This window comes from Curtobacterium sp. MCSS17_006, assembly GCF_003234215.1.
GTDB classification, from domain to species: Bacteria; Actinomycetota; Actinomycetes; order Actinomycetales; family Microbacteriaceae; genus Curtobacterium; species Curtobacterium flaccumfaciens.
In genome coordinates, this window is sequence record NZ_QKSO01000003.1 from 24,387 (window position 1) to 41,426 (window position 17,040).

Annotated in this window: 15 protein-coding genes; 2 read left to right on the forward strand and 13 right to left on the reverse strand. The window is 72.5% G+C overall.

The genetic code is table 11. The features are described 5' to 3' along the window. Positions 1 to 19: 19 nt before the first annotated feature. The 4 genes from DEJ21_RS03980 to DEJ21_RS03995 form a co-directional block, all read right to left on the reverse strand. Complete coding sequence (locus DEJ21_RS03980; RefSeq protein WP_111223780.1) at positions 20 to 1,027, reverse strand: DMT family transporter; 1,008 nt, start codon at positions 1,025 to 1,027, stop codon at positions 20 to 22. Further along, a complete protein-coding gene (locus DEJ21_RS03985) occupies positions 1,024 to 2,925 on the reverse strand; it encodes an amino acid transporter (protein ID WP_239001484.1) in 1,902 nt (633 codons plus the stop codon). Before DEJ21_RS03985 ends, DEJ21_RS03980 begins: the two co-directional genes overlap by 4 nt. A gap of 154 nt (positions 2,926 to 3,079) precedes the next feature. Further along, positions 3,080 to 3,358 (reverse strand): hypothetical protein, encoded by a 279-nt coding sequence (locus DEJ21_RS03990; protein WP_111223782.1) that lies wholly within the window; start codon positions 3,356 to 3,358, stop codon positions 3,080 to 3,082. Between the two features lie 11 nt (positions 3,359 to 3,369). Beyond that, entirely contained in the window at positions 3,370 to 4,770 is a 1,401-nt protein-coding gene (locus tag DEJ21_RS03995) for a PspC domain-containing protein (protein ID WP_181435775.1), read from the reverse strand. Positions 4,771 to 4,884: 114 nt separating this feature from the next. Between DEJ21_RS03995 and DEJ21_RS04000 the strand changes: the two genes are divergently transcribed. Beyond that, positions 4,885 to 6,120 carry an ATP-binding protein gene (locus DEJ21_RS04000; protein ID WP_111223784.1) on the forward strand — a complete coding sequence of 412 codons (1,236 nt, stop codon included), beginning with the start codon at positions 4,885 to 4,887 and terminating at the stop codon, positions 6,118 to 6,120. Continuing rightward, a complete protein-coding gene (locus DEJ21_RS04005; protein WP_110864486.1) occupies positions 6,117 to 6,779 on the forward strand; it encodes a response regulator transcription factor in 663 nt (220 codons plus the stop codon). Before DEJ21_RS04000 ends, DEJ21_RS04005 begins: the two co-directional genes overlap by 4 nt. 70 nt (positions 6,780 to 6,849) lie before the next feature. On the opposite strand, the gene DEJ21_RS04010 is transcribed toward DEJ21_RS04005, so the two are convergent. From DEJ21_RS04010 to DEJ21_RS04050, 9 genes are all read right to left on the reverse strand, one after another. Then, positions 6,850 to 7,698 carry an ABC transporter permease gene (locus DEJ21_RS04010; RefSeq protein ID WP_051596514.1) on the reverse strand — a complete coding sequence of 283 codons (849 nt, stop codon included), beginning with the start codon at positions 7,696 to 7,698 and terminating at the stop codon, positions 6,850 to 6,852. Continuing rightward, entirely contained in the window at positions 7,695 to 8,696 is a 1,002-nt protein-coding gene (locus tag DEJ21_RS04015) for an ATP-binding cassette domain-containing protein (RefSeq protein ID WP_071405483.1), read from the reverse strand. Before DEJ21_RS04015 ends, DEJ21_RS04010 begins: the two co-directional genes overlap by 4 nt. Positions 8,697 to 8,755: 59 nt before the next feature. Continuing rightward, positions 8,756 to 9,547, reverse strand: a complete 792-nt coding sequence (locus DEJ21_RS04020) for a hypothetical protein (RefSeq protein ID WP_111223785.1) — start codon at positions 9,545 to 9,547, stop codon at positions 8,756 to 8,758. 424 nt (positions 9,548 to 9,971) lie between these two features. Continuing rightward, positions 9,972 to 11,597: an inositol monophosphatase family protein gene (locus DEJ21_RS04025; protein WP_111223786.1), complete on the reverse strand. Its 1,626-nt coding sequence runs from the start codon at positions 11,595 to 11,597 to the stop codon at positions 9,972 to 9,974. Beyond that, positions 11,594 to 12,670 carry an ABC transporter ATP-binding protein gene (locus DEJ21_RS04030; protein ID WP_258374871.1) on the reverse strand — a complete coding sequence of 359 codons (1,077 nt, stop codon included), beginning with the start codon at positions 12,668 to 12,670 and terminating at the stop codon, positions 11,594 to 11,596. The genes DEJ21_RS04025 and DEJ21_RS04030 overlap by 4 nt, the downstream gene beginning before the upstream one ends. Positions 12,671 to 12,741: 71 nt before the next feature. Next, entirely contained in the window at positions 12,742 to 13,554 is an 813-nt protein-coding gene (locus tag DEJ21_RS04035) for an ABC transporter permease (protein WP_111223788.1), read from the reverse strand. Further along, positions 13,551 to 14,585 carry an ABC transporter permease gene (locus tag DEJ21_RS04040; RefSeq protein WP_111223789.1) on the reverse strand — a complete coding sequence of 345 codons (1,035 nt, stop codon included), beginning with the start codon at positions 14,583 to 14,585 and terminating at the stop codon, positions 13,551 to 13,553. The genes DEJ21_RS04035 and DEJ21_RS04040 overlap by 4 nt, the downstream gene beginning before the upstream one ends. Beyond that, complete coding sequence (locus DEJ21_RS04045; protein ID WP_111223790.1) at positions 14,582 to 15,736, reverse strand: extracellular solute-binding protein; 1,155 nt, start codon at positions 15,734 to 15,736, stop codon at positions 14,582 to 14,584. Before DEJ21_RS04045 ends, DEJ21_RS04040 begins: the two co-directional genes overlap by 4 nt. 298 nt (positions 15,737 to 16,034) lie before the next feature. After that, on the reverse strand, positions 16,035 to 16,985 hold the full coding sequence (locus DEJ21_RS04050; protein WP_111223791.1) for a hypothetical protein: 951 nt from the start codon (positions 16,983 to 16,985) through the stop codon (positions 16,035 to 16,037). Positions 16,986 to 17,040: the final 55 nt, after the last annotated feature.

The window sequence follows — 17,040 nt, forward strand, 5'->3', positions numbered from 1 at the left end:
CGCCGGGCGCCGCCGCTGATCAGCGGGCGCGCCGCGCGGGCAGCGCCAGCACGGACAGCCCGGCGACCACCAGCACGATGCCGGCCCATCCGCCGACGCCCAGGCGCTCCCCCACCACGAGCACCGCGAGCACCGCGGCCACGACGGGCTCGAGCAGCGACAGCAGCGTCGCGACCGACGCGGTCACCGTCCGGAGGCCGAGCGCGTACAGCGAGTGCCCGATCACCGTCGGCACCAGCGCCAGGTACAGGAACACCGGCCAGTTGCCGGCGTCGGTCAGGGACGGCCCGCCCGCCACCACGGCGAGCACGACGAGCGGCACCGCGGCCACCCCGAACACCGCGCCGACGAGCCCGCGTTCGTTCGGCCCGCGGGCAGCCCGTGCGGCCGCGACCCCGACGTCCCCGCCGACCGGCATGGTGTCGGACTCCGCGCGACCGACGGCGATCGGCATGCGGCTCGTCGCGGCGTGCATCCCCCGCGCCACCGCCCACGAGTACAGCGCGTACGTCAGACCGGCGACCAGGGCGCTGCCGACGCCGACCGCGAGTGACCGCCCGCCGCCGTCGTGCTCGGAGCGCGCGAGGGTGACGACGACCATGCCGACCACGCTCACCAGGGTGGCGACGACCCACCGCCGGGTGACGCCTCTGCGGTCGATGACCCACTCGACCAGGCCGGCGAAGACGGGCGACGAGCCGATGGCCAGGGTCGTGCCGAGCGCGACCCCGGCGTCGGCGAGGGCCGCGTAGAACGCGACCGCGTAGACCACGAGCGACGCGGCGCCGAGCAGTGCCCAGCCGCGGGTCCGGCGCTGGGCGACGGCACGCAGCGTGCCCCGGCCCGCGGTCGCGGCGAGCACGAGGCCGCCGAGCCCGAAGGTGACCGCACCGAACACGAACGCCGGCACACCGGGCGCGAAGTGCGTCGCGGTCCCGGTGGTGCCCCAGACCGCTGCGGCGACCGCGATCGCCGCCAGGCCGCCGACGGGCCTGGAGGCACGCCCCGCGCCCGGTCCGTGGCTCACGAGACGTGGACGCTCGGCCGTCGGTTCACTTCGGGTTCCGCTTCGCGCAGGACCTCGCGCGTGACGGGGGCGACGTCGCCGGCACCGGTGAACACGAAGCGCAGGGCGTTGCGGATCGGGCTGCCCTCGTTCCACTCGAAGTAGATGCTCGGCACCACCCCGGCGAGGTCGCGGATGGCGAGGAGCGTCGACGCGATGGTGTTCGGGACGTTGCCGGAGCGGACCTTGAGCACGCGGAACCCGTGGATGACGTGGCCTTCGACCACCAGGTCCTCTTCGAAGTCGGAGGAGTCGGCGGGCAGGACCTCGAGGAACATCGTCGGCACGCGGGCGGGGATGCCGGAGTCGCGGCGTTCCTCGCGCCCCTTCGCCCGGTACGCCTCGGCCGTGCCGGCACCGGGTTCGTTCGCGATGATGCAGACCGAGCTGAACTGGTCGGCGTCGGCCTCGACGAACTGGCGGGCGGTCGCGTCGAGCTCGATCGACGACGCCCGGAGCTCGAACGAACGCCGCACGCGCGAGATGAGCGAGACCACGACGATCGCGATGATGAAGATCGCCGCGATCCGCACGCCGTCGGGCCGCTCGATGACGTTGGCGACGGTGGTGTAGACGAACACGACCGAGATGACGCCGAACGCGATGGTGCGCTTGCGCTGCTGCTTGCGGCGCGCGGACAGCGTCACGGCGACCGCGGCGCTCGTGATGAGCACGAGCACGCCGGTGGCGTAGGCGCCGCCCTGCGCGTCAACGTCGGCCTGGAAGATGATCGTGATGACGAACGCGATGAGCGTGAAGATGATCACGAGGGGACGCACCGCACGCGCCCACTGCGGTGCCATGCCGTAGCGCGGCAGGAACCGCGGCACCAGGTTGAGGAGCCCCGCCATCGCACTCGCGCCGGCGAACCACAGGATGGCGACGGTCGAGAAGTCGTAGATCGACCCGAACACGCCGCCCATGTACTCGTGCGCCAGGTACGCCAGGGCGCGCCCGTTCGCACCGCCGCCCGGCTGGAACTCGTGCTGCGGGATGAGGAACGTCGTCACGATCGACGACGTGATGAGGAACGAGCTCATGATGAGCGCCGCGACGGTCAGCAGGCGCTTGGTGCCACGGATCCGGCCCTCGGGTCGGTCGCTGGTGTCGTCGGTGGCGTCGCCGCGGACCTGCGGCATCACCGCGACACCGGTCTCGAACCCGGAGAGCCCGAGCGCGAGCTTCGGGAACACGATCAGGGCGATGCCGACCATCACGAGCGGGTTGCTGTGCTGCGCCGTCAGCCCGGACCACCAGTCGCTCGCCACCATCGGGTTCTCGAACACGTGCCAGAGGGCGACGATGATGACGACGGCGTTCAGGGCGAGGAACACCGCGACGAGGCCGACCGCGATGCCGATGGCCTCCTTGAACCCGCGCAGGAACACGATGCCGAGCAGGAGCAGCAGTGCCAGGGTGAGCGGCACCGGGATCTCGGTGAACCAGTGGGGCGTGTACGGGTTCTCGGCGATGTGCGCCGTGGCGTCGGCCGCCGACAGGGTCATCGTGATCATGAAGTCCGTCACGGCGAACCCGAGCAGCACCAGCACGAGCAGCTTGCCCGCCCACCACGGCAGGAGCTTCTCGAGCATCATGATCGACCCGGCGCCCCGGAAGCTGTCGTGCGCGATCCGGCGGTAGACCGGCAGCGCCCCGAACAGCGTGACGAGCACGAGGACGATCGTCGCGATCGGCGACAGCAGCCCCGCGGCGAGCGCGGCGATGGCGGGCTGGTACCCGAGGGTGGAGAAGTAGTCGACGCCGGTCAGGCACATGACCCGCCACCACGGGTGGGTCTTCTCGACCTCGACCTGGTGCGGGCCCTGGTGGGAGGCTCCCTGGTCGGCCCCGTGCAGCATCCACCGGCGCAGGCGGGTGCTGCGGTCGAGGGGCTGCTCGGTGGCGTCGCGCTGGGCGGCCCGCTCGGCGTCTGTCGCGGTCACGTGGATGATGCTAAGCCGTCCGGGTGACCCCCGTGCACACCCGGACGGTCCTGTGGACGGGGCGCTCCCACTACCGCCGTGTGCGGGACAGTGTCGCCACGATCCCGGCCACGACCAGCAGCACGCCGGCGGCGATGCAGGCGGCGAGCAGCAGGGTCGTGGTGTCCACTGAGAACATCGGCAGCGCACTCACGGCCATCGCCCCGGCGAACACGAGCATCAGGACGCCCCACAGGATCGTGCCGAAGCGTGCGCCACGGCGTGCGGGCCGCCGGACGGGCCCGTCGGGAGCCGCCGGTGGAGCCATCGGTGCAGTCGCCTCGTCGTTGGTCGTTCCGTCGTTCGTCATCGTCCCGTTCCTCACTCGCCGACCGTGATCGCCCGAGGCACCTCGACGCCGCCGCCGAGGATCCACAGGTGCACCGTCGTCGTCTCGTCCGCATCGGCCGTGCGTGCCGCACGGTTCTCGAGCGTGGTGGTCCGGAGCACCCCACCGGTGCCGTCGTCGTCGCCTCCGCCGGTGTCGACCCCGTAGCCGACGCCGCTCACCTCGACCCGCACCGGCAGGTCGGTCGGCAGCAGCACCTCGGCTCCGCCGGCGCCCAGCCAGAGGCTCACGTCGCCCCCGACCGCCGACGGTTCGAGCTCGCGGAGGTCCAGCGTCGGACCGCCGGCCAGCATCGCGAAGTTCCGTTCGGTCCCCGACGCAGCCCGTTCCACCTGCCACGTGGTGCCACCGATGAGCGAGACCTGGGTGCCGGCGGGCAGGACCCCGGTGACCACGAGGGCCACCGCGGCGACCGTCGAGAACAGTCCGAGCACGTCGTCGTCACGGCCACGGATCCCGGCGACGATCGTGGCGATCGCCAGCACCGCGAGCGCCGCGGCGATCCCGAGGACCGGGACGGACCACCCGGCCTGCTGCGCCCAGAACGCGACCCCGGCTCCGGCGACGAGCGCGAGTCCGAGGGACACGGCGACGTACGCCGCCCCGGGTCGCCGCTCCACCCGCTCGGCCCGCCGTTCGGCCGCCCGCTCGCGTTCGGCGCGCATCCGCTCCTCGTGCTGCCGTCGCCGGTCCTCGGGGCTCGCGGGTGCACCCCACTGCCAGGAGGCCCGTCCCGCGTCCGTCGCGCCGGTCGCCTCCGCGGTCCACGCGTTCCGGGCCGGGTGCGGTTCCTCGGGGCTGGTCCAGAAGTCGCCCCGCGGGGCAGCGGTCGGGTCGGTGCCGGTGCCGGTGCCCGTGCTCGCGGTCCGCTCGCCGTCCACCCCGCGTCGGGCCAGGACCACGATGAGCCAGACGATCCCGCCGACGAGCACGATGCTCCACGCGGTGGCCAGGGTCGCCTCGAGCCAGCCGGGCATCCCCCAGGCGTCCGGGACCCCCTGCCACCAGAGGCCGCGGGCGGCGGGCACGAAGGTGAGTGCCACGAAGGCGCCGATCGCGATGAGTGCCGGGTCGAGGACCCCGCGGATCATCCGTTCGACGTGGATACGTCCGGCGGTGTCGGGCAGCAGCGCCCAGCCAACGGCGTAGGCGAGGAAGACCGGCCCGCCCAGCAGCGCGACGACGATCGTCACGCCGCGGACCACGAGCGGGTCGAGCCCGGTGCGGCGGGCGACGGCACCGCACACGCCGGCGAGCCAGCGGTCGTCGGTGCGCGCGATGCCGAGGCCACGGACCCAGTCGAAGAACCGGGTCGTCGAGTCGGCGCTGCCGGCGGCGGTGCCGGGAGCGGAGTCGTGCTGGTGATCGGTCATGGCCACCAGCATCCCGGCAGTGCTGCGCCGACACCATCGGGGTTCCCCCTGACCGGTCCCTGATCCCGGCCCCGAACACTGTTGCGGGGGCCGTCCGGGTGCCAGGATTGCCCCATGGCCACCGCGACGATGACGCGCCCGACCCCCAGGGTCGTCGGCGGGGTCTGCAGCGGGTTCGCGGCGCACACCGGATTGCCGGTCGGGGCCGTCCGGCTCGCCACCGCGGTCCTGGTGGTCTGCGGTGGCGCCGGGCTGCTGCTCTACGCCTGGCTCTGGGCGACCGTGCCGAGCGCGGCCGTCGGGGCAGCCGCCGGCAGCGCACCACTCAAGTCCGTGCTGACCCCGGCCGCCGTCGTCGACCAGGACGAGACCACCGCGTCCGCCCGGCATGCCCCGGTCGTCGAGATCCTGCTCGGCGTGGCCCTGCTCGCCGCCGCTGGCGCGGTGGTCGCAGCGCGGATGGGGGTGGCCGTCCCCCTCGAGGTCATCGTCCCCGGCGTCGTGGTCGTCACCGGTGCCGCACTCGCCTGGCGGCAGTTCGACGCGCTCCGCAACGTCCGCACGGCCGGGTCATCCGCCCTCGTCGTCCGGGCGCTCGGAGCCCTGGTGCTCGTCGTGCTCGGCATCCTGCTGTTCTTCACGACGAGCAGCCGCCCGAACGTCTGGACCGTGCTCACCGCCGCGGTGGCCGTCCTGGTCGGGGTCGCCGTCGTGGTCGCCCCGTGGGTGGTCCGGCTCGTCCGCGACCTCGCCGAGGAACGCGCCGCCCGCGTCCGCGACCTCGAGCGGGCCGAGTTCGCGGCGCACCTGCACGACTCGGTGCTGCAGACCCTCGCCCTCATCCAGCAGAAGGCCGAACCGGGTTCGGACGCGGCGCGGTTGGCCCGGGCGCAGGAACGCGAGCTGCGGTCCTGGCTCTTCACCGAGCAGGCGGAACCGGCACGCGACCTCGGTGCGCAGCTGCGGGACGCGGCCGTGGACATCGAGGCCGAGTACCCTGCCCGCATCGACGTCATCGCGGTCGGACCCGCCCGCAGCGACCTGCCGGACGGGCTCGTCGCCGCCGCCCGCGAGGCGATGCTCAACGCCGCCCGGCACGCCGGTGGGGCCGTGAGCGTGTACGCCGAGACCGCCGGCGACCGGGTCGAGCTCAGCATCCGCGACCGCGGCCCGGGCTTCGACGTCGACGCGGTGCCCGCGGGCCGGTACGGCGTCCGCGAGTCGATCGTCGGCCGGATGCAGCGCCTCGGCGGCCACGCGACCATCGTGCCGGGGCCCGGCCGCACCGGCACCGAGGTGCGGCTGACCCTGCCGCTCGCACCCGCGGCCCACGACGAGGAGCACGCATGACCGAACCCGCCCCGTTGACCGTCGCGATCGTCGACGACCACTCCATCTTCCGAGCCGGCGTGCGCGCCGGACTGCCACCGGGCCTCCAGGTCGTGGGTGAGGCGGCGACCGTCGACGAAGCCGTGACGCTCGTCGCGGCCACCCGCCCACGCGTCGTCCTGCTCGACGTGCACCTGCCGGGCGGCGCCGGCGGCGGCGGTGCGGAGGTCATCACGCGCTCTGCGCCGGAGAACCCGGACACCCGGTTCCTCGCGCTGAGCGTGTCGGACGCCGCCGACGACGTGGTGCGGGTCATCCGCGCCGGCGCCCGCGGGTACATCACGAAGAGCTCGTCGAGTGCCGAGGTCGCCGAGGCTGTGACCCGTGTGGCGGACGGGGACGCGGTGTTCTCGCCGCGCCTGGCCGGCTTCGTGCTCGACGCGTTCGGAGCGGTCAGCGGCGAGACGGCGCAGCACGACGCCGAGCTGGACCGCCTGTCCGCGCGCGAGCAGGAGGTCATGCGGCTCATCGCGCGGGGGTACGCCTACAAGGAGGTCGCGACGGAGCTGTTCATCTCGGTGAAGACCGTCGAGACACACGTGTCCAAGGTCCTGCGGAAGCTCCAGCTGTCGAACCGGCACGAGCTGACGGCGTGGGCGCTGCAGCGCAAGCTGCTCTGAGCGCCCACGCCGGCGTCACTTCGCGCTGATCCTGGGGTGGATGGCGCAGCCTTGTTGACCGCCCATGGCCTCACTTCGCGCTGATGCGGGTGTACTTGTTCACCGCCCACGGCACGAACACCACGAGCATCACGGCGATCCCGATCAGCACCGTCAGCACGGGGTGCTGCATCGTCCAGATGTCCGGCACCGGGGCGGACCCGACGTTCCCGAACAGCTCCCGCGCGGCCTGCACGAGCGACGACACCGGGTTCCACTCCGCGAACACCCGCAGCACCAGCGGCAGGGTGTCGCTCGGCACGAACGCGTTCGAGATGAACGTCAGCGGGAACAGGATCATGAACGAGGCGTTGTTGATGACCTCGGGCGTCTTGACGCTCATGCCGAGCAGCGCCATGACCCAGCTGAACGCGTAGCTGAACAGCAGCAGCAGGGCGATGCCGGCCAGGAACTCGAGCGGCGACGAGTTCACCCGCCACCCGACCGCGAGCCCGGTGAGCATCATGATCGCCATCGAGATCGAGTTCAGCACGAGGTCGGAGTTGGTGCGCCCGACAAGGACCGCGGACGCCGACATCGGCAGCGTCCGGAACCGGTCGATCAGCCCCTCCTTCAGGTCCTGCGCCATCGCCGACCCGGAGAACGTCGCACCGAACACCACGGTCTGCGCGAAGATCCCCGCCATCAGGAACTGCGTGTAGTCGGTCCCCTGCACCTGGATGGCGCCGCCGTACACCTGGCTGAACAGCAGGACGAACATGATCGGCTGCAGCACGGCGAACACGAGCATGTCCGGCGACCGCTTGAGCTTGATGAGGTTCCGCTTGGTGACGGTCCAGCCGTCCTCGACCCAGACGGCGAGCGGTGAGGTGACGACGACGGGCAGCTGGCGGCCCGGCGCGAGGGACGTGGTGGTCATCGTGCCGTCTCCTTCTGCTTGGTGGCCGCGGGTTCGCCGGCGTCGTCGTCCGTCGCGGCGTGCCCGGTCAGGCGGAGGAAGACGTCGTCGAGGGTCGGGCGTCGCATGCCGGCGTCGTGGAGTTCGATGCCGGCCTCGCCGAGGTCGGCGAGCACGCGCTGCAGGGCTGCCGGACCGGCCTCCACCGCGATGGCACGGGTTCGGCCGTCGCCCGAGGTCTCGACCTCGCCGACCCCGTACCGGCGCAGCACCGTCGTCGCCGCGTCGCCGTCGGCCTCGTCGACCAGGGTCACGACCACGCGGTGGCCGCCGACCTGCGCCTTGAGCTGGTCCGCGGTGCCCTCCGCGATGACGGCCCCGTCGTCGATGACCGCGATGTCGTCGGCGAGCCGGTCGGCTTCTTCCAGGTACTGGGTGGTGAGGAGCACCGTCGCACCCTCGGCCACGAGGTCCTCGATGATCCCCCAGAGCGCCAGACGGCTCCGGGGGTCGAGGCCCGTCGTCGGTTCGTCGAGGAACAGCACGCGCGGGTTCATCACCAGCGCCCCGGCGAGGTCGATGCGTCGCCGCATGCCGCCGGAGAAGCCCTTCACCGGACGGTCCCCCGCCTCGGACAGGTCGAAAACGTCGATGAGCTCCCGGGCACGATCGCGCGCTGTCCGGCGGCCCAGGTGGTAGAGCCGCCCGATCATCTCGAGGTTCTCGAACCCGGTCAGGTTCTCGTCGACCGCCGCGTACTGCCCGGACACCCCGATGGACCGCCGGGTGGCCTGCGGGTCGGCGATCACGTCGATACCGTCGATCGTCGCGGTGCCCGAGTCGGGCGTGATGAGGGTGGTCAGCACCTTCACCACCGTGGTCTTGCCGGCGCCGTTCGGCCCGAGCAGCGCCTTCACGGTGCCCTGCGGCACCGACAGGTCGAGTCCGGCCAGCGCGTGCACCGGCCCGGACTTCGACTTGTAGGTCTTGGTCAGCCCGGAGGCTTCGATGATGGCCATGTCGCTCCTTCGTCGGACACGGTGGGTACCCGGGGGTCCGGTGGAGCGACGGACGTCACTCAGACGTCGAAGTCACCACCACCGAAGTCGCTGAAGCCACCGCCGAAGTCGGATCCGCTGTCGCCCCAGCCCGCATTGTCGAAGCCGCCGCCGTCGGATGCGCCGCCGTCGGACGCCCCGGCATCACCGGATTCAGCACCAGTGTCCTCCGAACCACCGTCACCCGCAGCGTCGGTACCGCCATCGAACGAACCGGGGTCGGGCAGGAACGCGCTCATGATCGCCGAACCGATGACGTAGCCGGCCACGGTCCCGAGGATCGAGGCGCCGATCATGCTGCCGAACGACGGACCGCCTCGCTGGCCGCCGAAGCGTCCGCCGCCACCGCCGACGCCGCCGAGCGAGCGCTCCATGAAGCCCGGCTGGCGGATCTCGGAGCGGGTCGCCGACTGGGCCAGCGAGCGGGGGTCGTCACCGCGGGGCGCCTCACCGGGAGGCGCGGTCCGGGTGAACTCGTCGTAGACCATGCGCCGCTGCTCGTCGGTCAGCTTGGCGAAGGCCTCGGCGTGCACCTCCTCGATGCGCTCCGGCGGTGCCGTGCGGAGCAGGTAGCGGTAACGCTCGACCGCACGCTCGTCGTCGGTCGTCGCGCCCTGCTGCTGCGTCGGTGCACCGCCCCACTGCGGGACGCCGTACTGGCCGCCCTGCGGTGCGGCCGGTGCCGGCTGCTGGTAGGACTGCTGGCCGTACCGGTAGCCCTGCTGCTGCGGCGGCTGCCCCCACTGGTTCTGCTGTGCGTCAGCGGATCGGTCACGCTCCGGACGTCCGAGCAGGCGGTCGAGGAATCCCATGGTCGATGCTCCTTCGGGTGCACGGTGGGCCCGGTCGGACCCGTCGTGGACTGCAACACTACGAACCCCCGGCGTCGGCTGACTGAGCGCCCGCTCAGAGTCGGCCGGGAGGCGCGTGCCGGGCTGGCACCGCGCCTCCAGTCCGCACCGTGCGCACTTCCGCACCCCGTGCGCGGTTCCCAGCCCCGTGCGCGCTTGCAGCACCGCACCCAGCAGCCGACCCCGCACCGGATCGCAGACCCCGCACCGTGCGCACCACCCACCGGCGGGGAGGCGCGTGCCGGGCTGGCACCGTGCCTCCAGTCCGCACCGTGCGCACCTGCACACCCCGTGCGCGGTTCCCAGGCCCGTGCGCACTTGCAGCACTGCACCCGCCAGCCAACCCCGCACCGGATCGCAGACCCCGCACCGTGCGCCGCGTGGCTCACCCCGCGGCGAGCGCCGCCGTCCACACCGCGTGCAGTTCGTCCGCGGCCCCCGGGTGCGCCACCAGGAACGGCTCCCCCACGGGCGGGAAGCCCTCGACGGGGCCGGACGGCGTCAGTACGACGCCCCCCGCCTCGTGCACGAGCAGCACAGCGGCACCGTGGTCGACCGGGTTGAACGCCGAGACGCAGCCGCCGATCCCCCGCCCGGCCGCGACCTGGGCGATCGTCAAGGTCCCCGATCCCTGCACCCGGAGCGTGCAAGACCGGTCGGCCAGGGCGTCGAGGAACGCCCCGAACCCCGGCCACGGGCGGTGCCCGTCGAGCTCGGTGCCGACGACGGCACCGGCGAGCGGACGGGGTGTGTCGTCGAGTCGGAGCTGGCGGTCGCGCAGGGTGGCGCCGCGGCCGCGTCGGGCCTCGAGCACCTCGCCGCGCCAGGGGTCCGCGACGACGCCGACGAGCGGACGGCCGCCACGGGTCAGGCAGAGCGACATCGACGTCCAGGGCACGCCGTTGGCCAGGTTGGTGGTGCCGTCGACAGGGTCGAGGAACCAGCGGTGCCGGTCGCCGGGGGCCTCGCCGTACTCCTCGCCGGTGAACCCGTGCGTCGGGAACACCATCCGCACGCGGGAGCGGACGTGCTGCTCCACCAGGCGGTCGACGTCGGTGACCAGGTCGGCGGCGTTCGCCTTGGTGTGGACCTCGCTGACCGGGTGCTCACGCGTGTAGGCGATCACCTCGTGGGCGATGCGGTGGGCCAGGGCCTGGGCGCGCGAGGCGACCTCGGTCTCGGTGGGCTCCCGGTCGCGCTCGGGCCAGCCGTCCCGCTCGGCCGCCGACAGGGCCGCTCCGATGGACCCGACGTCGTTGGTGGTGATCGAGTCGACACCGAGCCGGGCTGCCCAGATCGCGGGCTCGACGTCGTCGATGGTCCAGACGGCGACGCGCAGGCCCAGGGCGTGCGCGACCTCGACGGTGCGCGGGGTGAGGAACGCGACGTCGAGGTTGAGCGTCGAGGGGTCGAGCGCCTCGAGGTCCGCCGACACGGGCGGTTCGAGCGACTCCCACGCCAGCCAGACGTCGGCATCGGGCAGCACGGAGCGGACGGCCGCCATCGCCGCCGGCGCCCCGCACCAGGCCACCGCGGTGGAGCCGGTGAAGCCCGCGACGGTGCGGGCGGCGACCAGGGCGTCCTCGGCGTCGGTCAGGTCGACGAGCAGGGTGGACCGGCAGCCGTCGAGCCGTTCGAGCGCACCGTCGAGCCGCGGGATCCGGTCGAGGCCGTTGCCGAGCCGGGCGACGTCGCACCAGTCGACGTCGGACACCCGGCGGGCGTCGCCCCACATCCGGCCGAGGGTCTCGTCGTGCAGCAGGACGGCGACGCCGTCGGCGGTGCGACGGACGTCGACCTCGATCACCTCGGCGCCGAGCGCCTCGGCGACCGCGATGGCGGGCAGGGTGTTCTCGCGCCGGACGCGCGGCGCACCGCGGTGGGCGACGAGGCGTGGCGGACGCACGCCGGGCCTCCCGTCCGGGCTGGTGGCGACCACACGGTCGACCGCAGCCGCAGCCGCAGCCGCAGCCGCAGCGGAGACGGTCGACGTCGGAACCCCCGCGCTCATCGGGCGACCTCGAGCAGCACGCCGTCGCGGTGGACGAGCACCTCGCCCAGGCGCACCCCGGTCTCGGTGCCGACCGCCGGCGGTGGCCCGGTGACGTAGGCGCGGAGCTCCGCGCCATCGGTGCTGAGCACGACCTCGGCGAAGTGCCCCCGCATGAGCACCCGCGCGACCGTCGCACGGATCGGCGAGTCGTCGGTGAGCACGACCTGCTCCGGGCGGACCAGCACCGTGTCGGCCGCCGTCGGGCTGACCGACGTGCCGGCGAGGAACCGGCCGGTGACGACGCTCGTCGACCCGATGAACGACGCGACGAAGCTCGTGGCGGGGCGGGCGTAGAGCTCGGTCGGGGTCGCGATCTGCTCGATGCGGCCGTCGTGCATCACGGCGATCCGGTCGGAGATGCTGAGCGCTTCGTCCTGGTCGTGGGTCACGATCACGGTCGTGATGCCGAGCCGCTGCTGGATGCGGCGGATCTCGTCGCGGACGCTCACGCGGAGCTTCGCGTCGAGGTTCGACAGCGGCTCGTCGAGGAGCAGGACGTCCGGCTCCTGCACGATGGCGCGGGCCAGGGCCACGCGCTGCTGCTCACCGCCCGAGATCGCGGTCGGCTTCGAGCCGGCGTGGTGGCTGAGGCCGACGAGCTCGAGCGCGTCGCGCACCCGCTCGGCGACCCGCTGCTTCGGCACCCGTCGGGTCCGCAGCGGGAACGCGACGTTCTGCGTCACCGTCATGTGCGGCCAGAGCGCGTAGTTCTGGAACACCATCGCGCTCGGTCGGCGCTCCGGACCGAGTGACGTGACGTCGCGGTCCCCCATGGTCACGACGCCGCCGTCGGCGGGCAGGAACCCCGCCACCATCCGGAGCGTCGTGGTCTTGCCGCAGCCGGACGGCCCGAGGAGCGAGACGAGCTCGCCCTTCGCGACGTCGAGGTCGATGCCGGCGACGACGTCGCGTCCGCCGAGCGTCTTGCGCAGTCCGCGGATGGTGAGGCCGCCGGATCGGGTCCGGTCCGTCGTGCCGCCGTCGGCCTGGAGGCCCGGTGCGCGTTCCGCGACGAGCGTTGCGTCCGTCATCTGGTCGCCTTTCGTGCTGGTGTGGGTCATCGGTGTCGGTCCGGGTGTCGGCCCGGTCGGTCGCGGCCGGGTCATCGGATCTGGAAGCCGTCCGCCAGGCGGCCGCCCATGATGTGCTTCCGGGCGAGCAGCAGCAGGACCACGGACGGGATGCTCAGCGCGATCGCGAACACCGCCGAGACCTGGCGCGGGGAGTTCAGGACGAGCGAGTACATCGCCGTCGGCATCGTCATGTAGGTCGGGGCGCCGACCAGGTACGTGCCCTGCGCCTCGTCGAAGGACGCCAGGAACGACATCACCATCGCGACGAGGATCCCGGGCCAGGCGATCGGGAACGTCACGTTCCAGAAGGTGCGCCAGCGGCTGGCCCCGGCGTCGCGGGCGGCTTCCTCGAGGGACCGCGGCACGGCCGAGAACGCCGCGGCGGGCAGCCACGTCATGAAGACGACGCAGCCCAGGACGTGCACGATCAGGATCCCGGTGACCGTGTTCATGAGGTTCAGCGCGGTGAACATCGCCGACATCGTGACGAAGAGGCCCATCTTCGGGAACGCGTTCGTGGCGAACAGTCCGACGAGCACGAGCCGCCGCCCCGGGAACTCGATGCGGCTGATCGCCCACGCGGCGGGCAGGCAGACCACGGCGGCGATGAGGACCGTGAGCGGGGCGAGGACGAGCGAGTTCTGCACCGCGACGGCCAGGCTGCGGTCCTCGAACACGGTGCCCCACCACTGCAGGGTCCAGCCGTCGGGCAGCAGGTTCGGGTAGGTCCACGTCGTGGCGAAGGCCCGGGCGGCCAGCCAGACGAGCGGCCCGAGGATGAACACGGCCAGCACGATCGCGGTCGCCCAGACGAGGGCGTTGCCGGTCAGACGCTTGATCACTGCTGCTCCTGACGCTTCTTGTCGAGTTCGCCCGCGTTCGAGCGGACCGTCGAGCGGAGGTAGAAGACGCTCGCGGCCGCGGCGAACGCGAACACGATGAACGCCATCGCCGTCGACTGCTGCGGACGGTTGTAGGCCTGGAAGTACTTCGAGATGTCGACGCCGAGCATCGTCGGCGCGTTCGGACCGGTGAAGTACGGCACGGTGAACGAACCGAGCACCCCGATCACGGTGAACGTCGTCGCGATGACGAGCGGGGTCGCGGCCATCGGCAGGAGCACCTGCCAGACGACGCGCCAGGTGCTCGCCCCGGCGTCCTTCGCGGCCTCGACCAGGGCGTCCGGGGTGCCCTGCAGCGCCCCGGCGATCATGAGCACCGCGAACGGCAGGCTGGTCCAGACGCTGCCGAACACCACGGCGACGAGGGTGTAGCCCCACACCGGGACGTCCAGGCCGAACTGCGCACCGAGGCTGCGGAGGAACCCCTGCGCGTCGGTGAAGGTCAGGATCGACCAGCTCGCGATGACCACCGGCACGAAGATCGGCACCACGGCCAGGACGCTGAGGGTCTTGCCGAGGAAGCCGCCGCGGAGCCGCAGGATCACCGCGACGACGACGGCGAGCCCCACGGTCAGGCCGGTCGACAGTGCGGTGACCCCGAGCGTCGCGACCAGGTCACGCAGGAACGTGGCGTTGCCGAGCAGGGTCGCGTAGACCCCGAACGAGAAGCCGCGCACGGTGTCGCCGCCGATGTCGGCGAGCGCCTGGTTCAGGCCGCCGGTGAACCCGAGGCTGAACAGCGCGGCGTTCACCACCGGGACGCCGACGAACAGGACGACGACCAGCACCGGGGCGGCGACGAGGGCGAGGCCCTGCCAGCGCCGGCGGCGGGCCAGCCGCTCCTGCGCCGTGCGCCCGCTGGCGGGGTGCGCCGGGCCCTGGGCGTGGGGCGGGACGGGCGGGAGGCCCGTGGCGGAGTCGCCACGGGCCTCCCGGCCGGTTGCCGGGCCGTCCTGGACGGTCTGGGTCACTGCGGGACCTTCGCGTCCCACGCCGCGTTCATGTCGGCGGCGAAGTCGCTCTGGAACCCGAGGCGGAGCTGCGAGGGGTTCGCGTCGGCGAACTGCTCGGCGACCGACGCCGGCAGGCTGTCGAGCGGGATCACCGGGTAGCCGGAGACGGCGCTCGCGACGAGCTGCTGCCCCTTCGCGCTGAGCACGAAGTCGGCGAGCTTCTCGGCTGCCGCCTTCTTGGCCTTCGGCTCGGTCTTGGGGATGCCGAGGAAGCTCGCGCTGCCGGTGAACGACGGGTCGTCGATCTGCACGGCCTTGGTGGTCTTCGGGATGATGCCGGTCTTCTGCGAGGTGATGAACTGGTCGCTCCAGACCGGGGCCATCGCGATCTGGCCACTGCCGAGCAGCTGCACGACCTGGTCGTTGCCGTTCGGGTAGACACCCTTCTGGTACGTCGACGGGCCGAGGTCCTTCAGGGCCGCGAAGCCCTTGTCCCACTTCGACTCGAGCGACTTGTCGTACTTCGTCTGCATCGTCTCCTGCTCGGCGGGCGTCAGGTACTTCGCGAGCACCGTGGCCACGAACGAGCCACCCGAGCCGCCGGACGACGGGGAGTTGTAGGCGAACTCGCCCGGGTTGGCCTTGATCCAGGCGAGCAGGTCGTCGAGGGTCTTCGGCGGGTCCGTGACCTTCTTCGCGTCGTACGCCAGCAGCACGCTCGAGGCGCGGTACGGGATGGCACTGTCGCCGCCCTGCTGCTTCGTGGCGTCCGGGACGTCCTTCAGGTTCGGGATCGTGCTGTCGCTGACCGGTGCCATCAGCCCGGCCTTGCCGGCGGTGGTGACGAAGCCGGCGTCGACGAGGTCGTACGCGACGGACTTGCCGGCCTTGACCGCGGTGGCGAGGTTCGCCTGGGTCTGGGCGTCGTGCTCGCCGTGCAGGTCGATGCTCGTGCTGACGTGGATCTTCGGGTTCGCCTTCTCGAAGGCGGGGATGAGCGACTTGTCCCAGAGGTCCTGGACGTTGGTGTCGCCGCTGATGAACACGGTGAGGTCGGTGGTGCCGTCGGTGTCGGAGGCGTTCGAGGCGTTGGCGCTCTGGACGCAGCCGGAGAGTGCGACGGTCGCGGCTGCCGCGATGGCGAGGCCGGCGAGGACTCGGGTCTTCACGTGGGTTCTCCCTGTTCCGTGGTGCGTGGGGTGTGCGGGCTTACGGGCGTGCGGGCGTGCGGGCGGGCCGTGTGGGAACGTTCCCGCGCCGGGGTCGAGTGTGGCGCTGCCGGGTGAACTCCGGGTGCCGCCGGCGTCGCCGCCGGGTGAACTCCGGGTGCGGTGCGGTGCGGGCGGCGGGCGCGGGCGCGGTGCTGTGCGCGTCTGGTGCGAGGTTCCGTACTCCGTGCCCGCCCTTGAGCCCTGCACCGAGTACGGAACCTCGCACCGTTCGCGCCGCCCCTCGCACCGTGCGAGGTCACCGCGACATCGGTACCCGGGCATTCCGGAGCTTGGCGCGGAACGCGGACTCGTCCCACACGTCCTTCCAGCCGTACCGGATCACACCGCGTACCTCCGGGAAGGAGCGCAAGCGGTCCTCGCGGTACTTCTCCGCGATGACGACGTCCTCCGCCGACCGCCCTCCGCGGAGCCCTGGATCGCGGTACTTCACCTCACCGTCGAACTCGATCACCACGCCCTGGTCCGGGAGCCAGAAGTCCACGACGATGTCCGACTCGCCCGGGGTGGTGAAGCGTCGTTGCAGCACCGGGGTGGGAGCGCCGTACTCGTCCAGGCGGACCCGGACCAGCGACTCCCCCACCGAGTCAGCGGCTGGGTCCGCGAAACCGACGGACCGCAGGGCACGGCGCCGGCCCTTCCGTCCCCGCCGCGCGACCCCGTCCAGAACGGCGTCGCGGTCCGCGCCGAGGGCGAGGAGCCGGTCGAGGGCCACCACCGCTTCCGTCGTCGGCAAGGTCATGGCGAGGTCCACGGCCGTCCGGTCGAACCCCGTCAGGGTCAGGTCGTCCGCGCGGAACCGCCACGTGCCCGCCATTGACGAGTCGAAGTCGGCGTGCACGACGAACGTCGCGTTGGTCGTCCGCGCATCGCGCCCGGGGCTGGTCAGGTGGACTCGTTCCGGCCACCGACCCACGTGCGGCACACCGATGACCGCCGCCGCCGACAGGTGCGACACGACGAAGCGGGGTCTGATCCGGTCGACGAGTGATCGCACGAGCACGTGGTGCCGCTGCTCGGGGCGGAGGCCCTTCCACCGCTCGGCGTCCGCGTACCGGCCGTGCGCGATGCGGACCAGTTCCCCGGCGCGGGCCCGGACCCGGATCGCCGCGGCCTCATCCGGCCGTGACTCGTGCGCGACGAGGACCGTGCAGTCGGGGACGGCGGGGAAACGGGGATGAGCAGCCATGCACCGGATGCTGGCGGACACCTCGCACGGTGCGAGTGCAGCCGGATCAGACTGT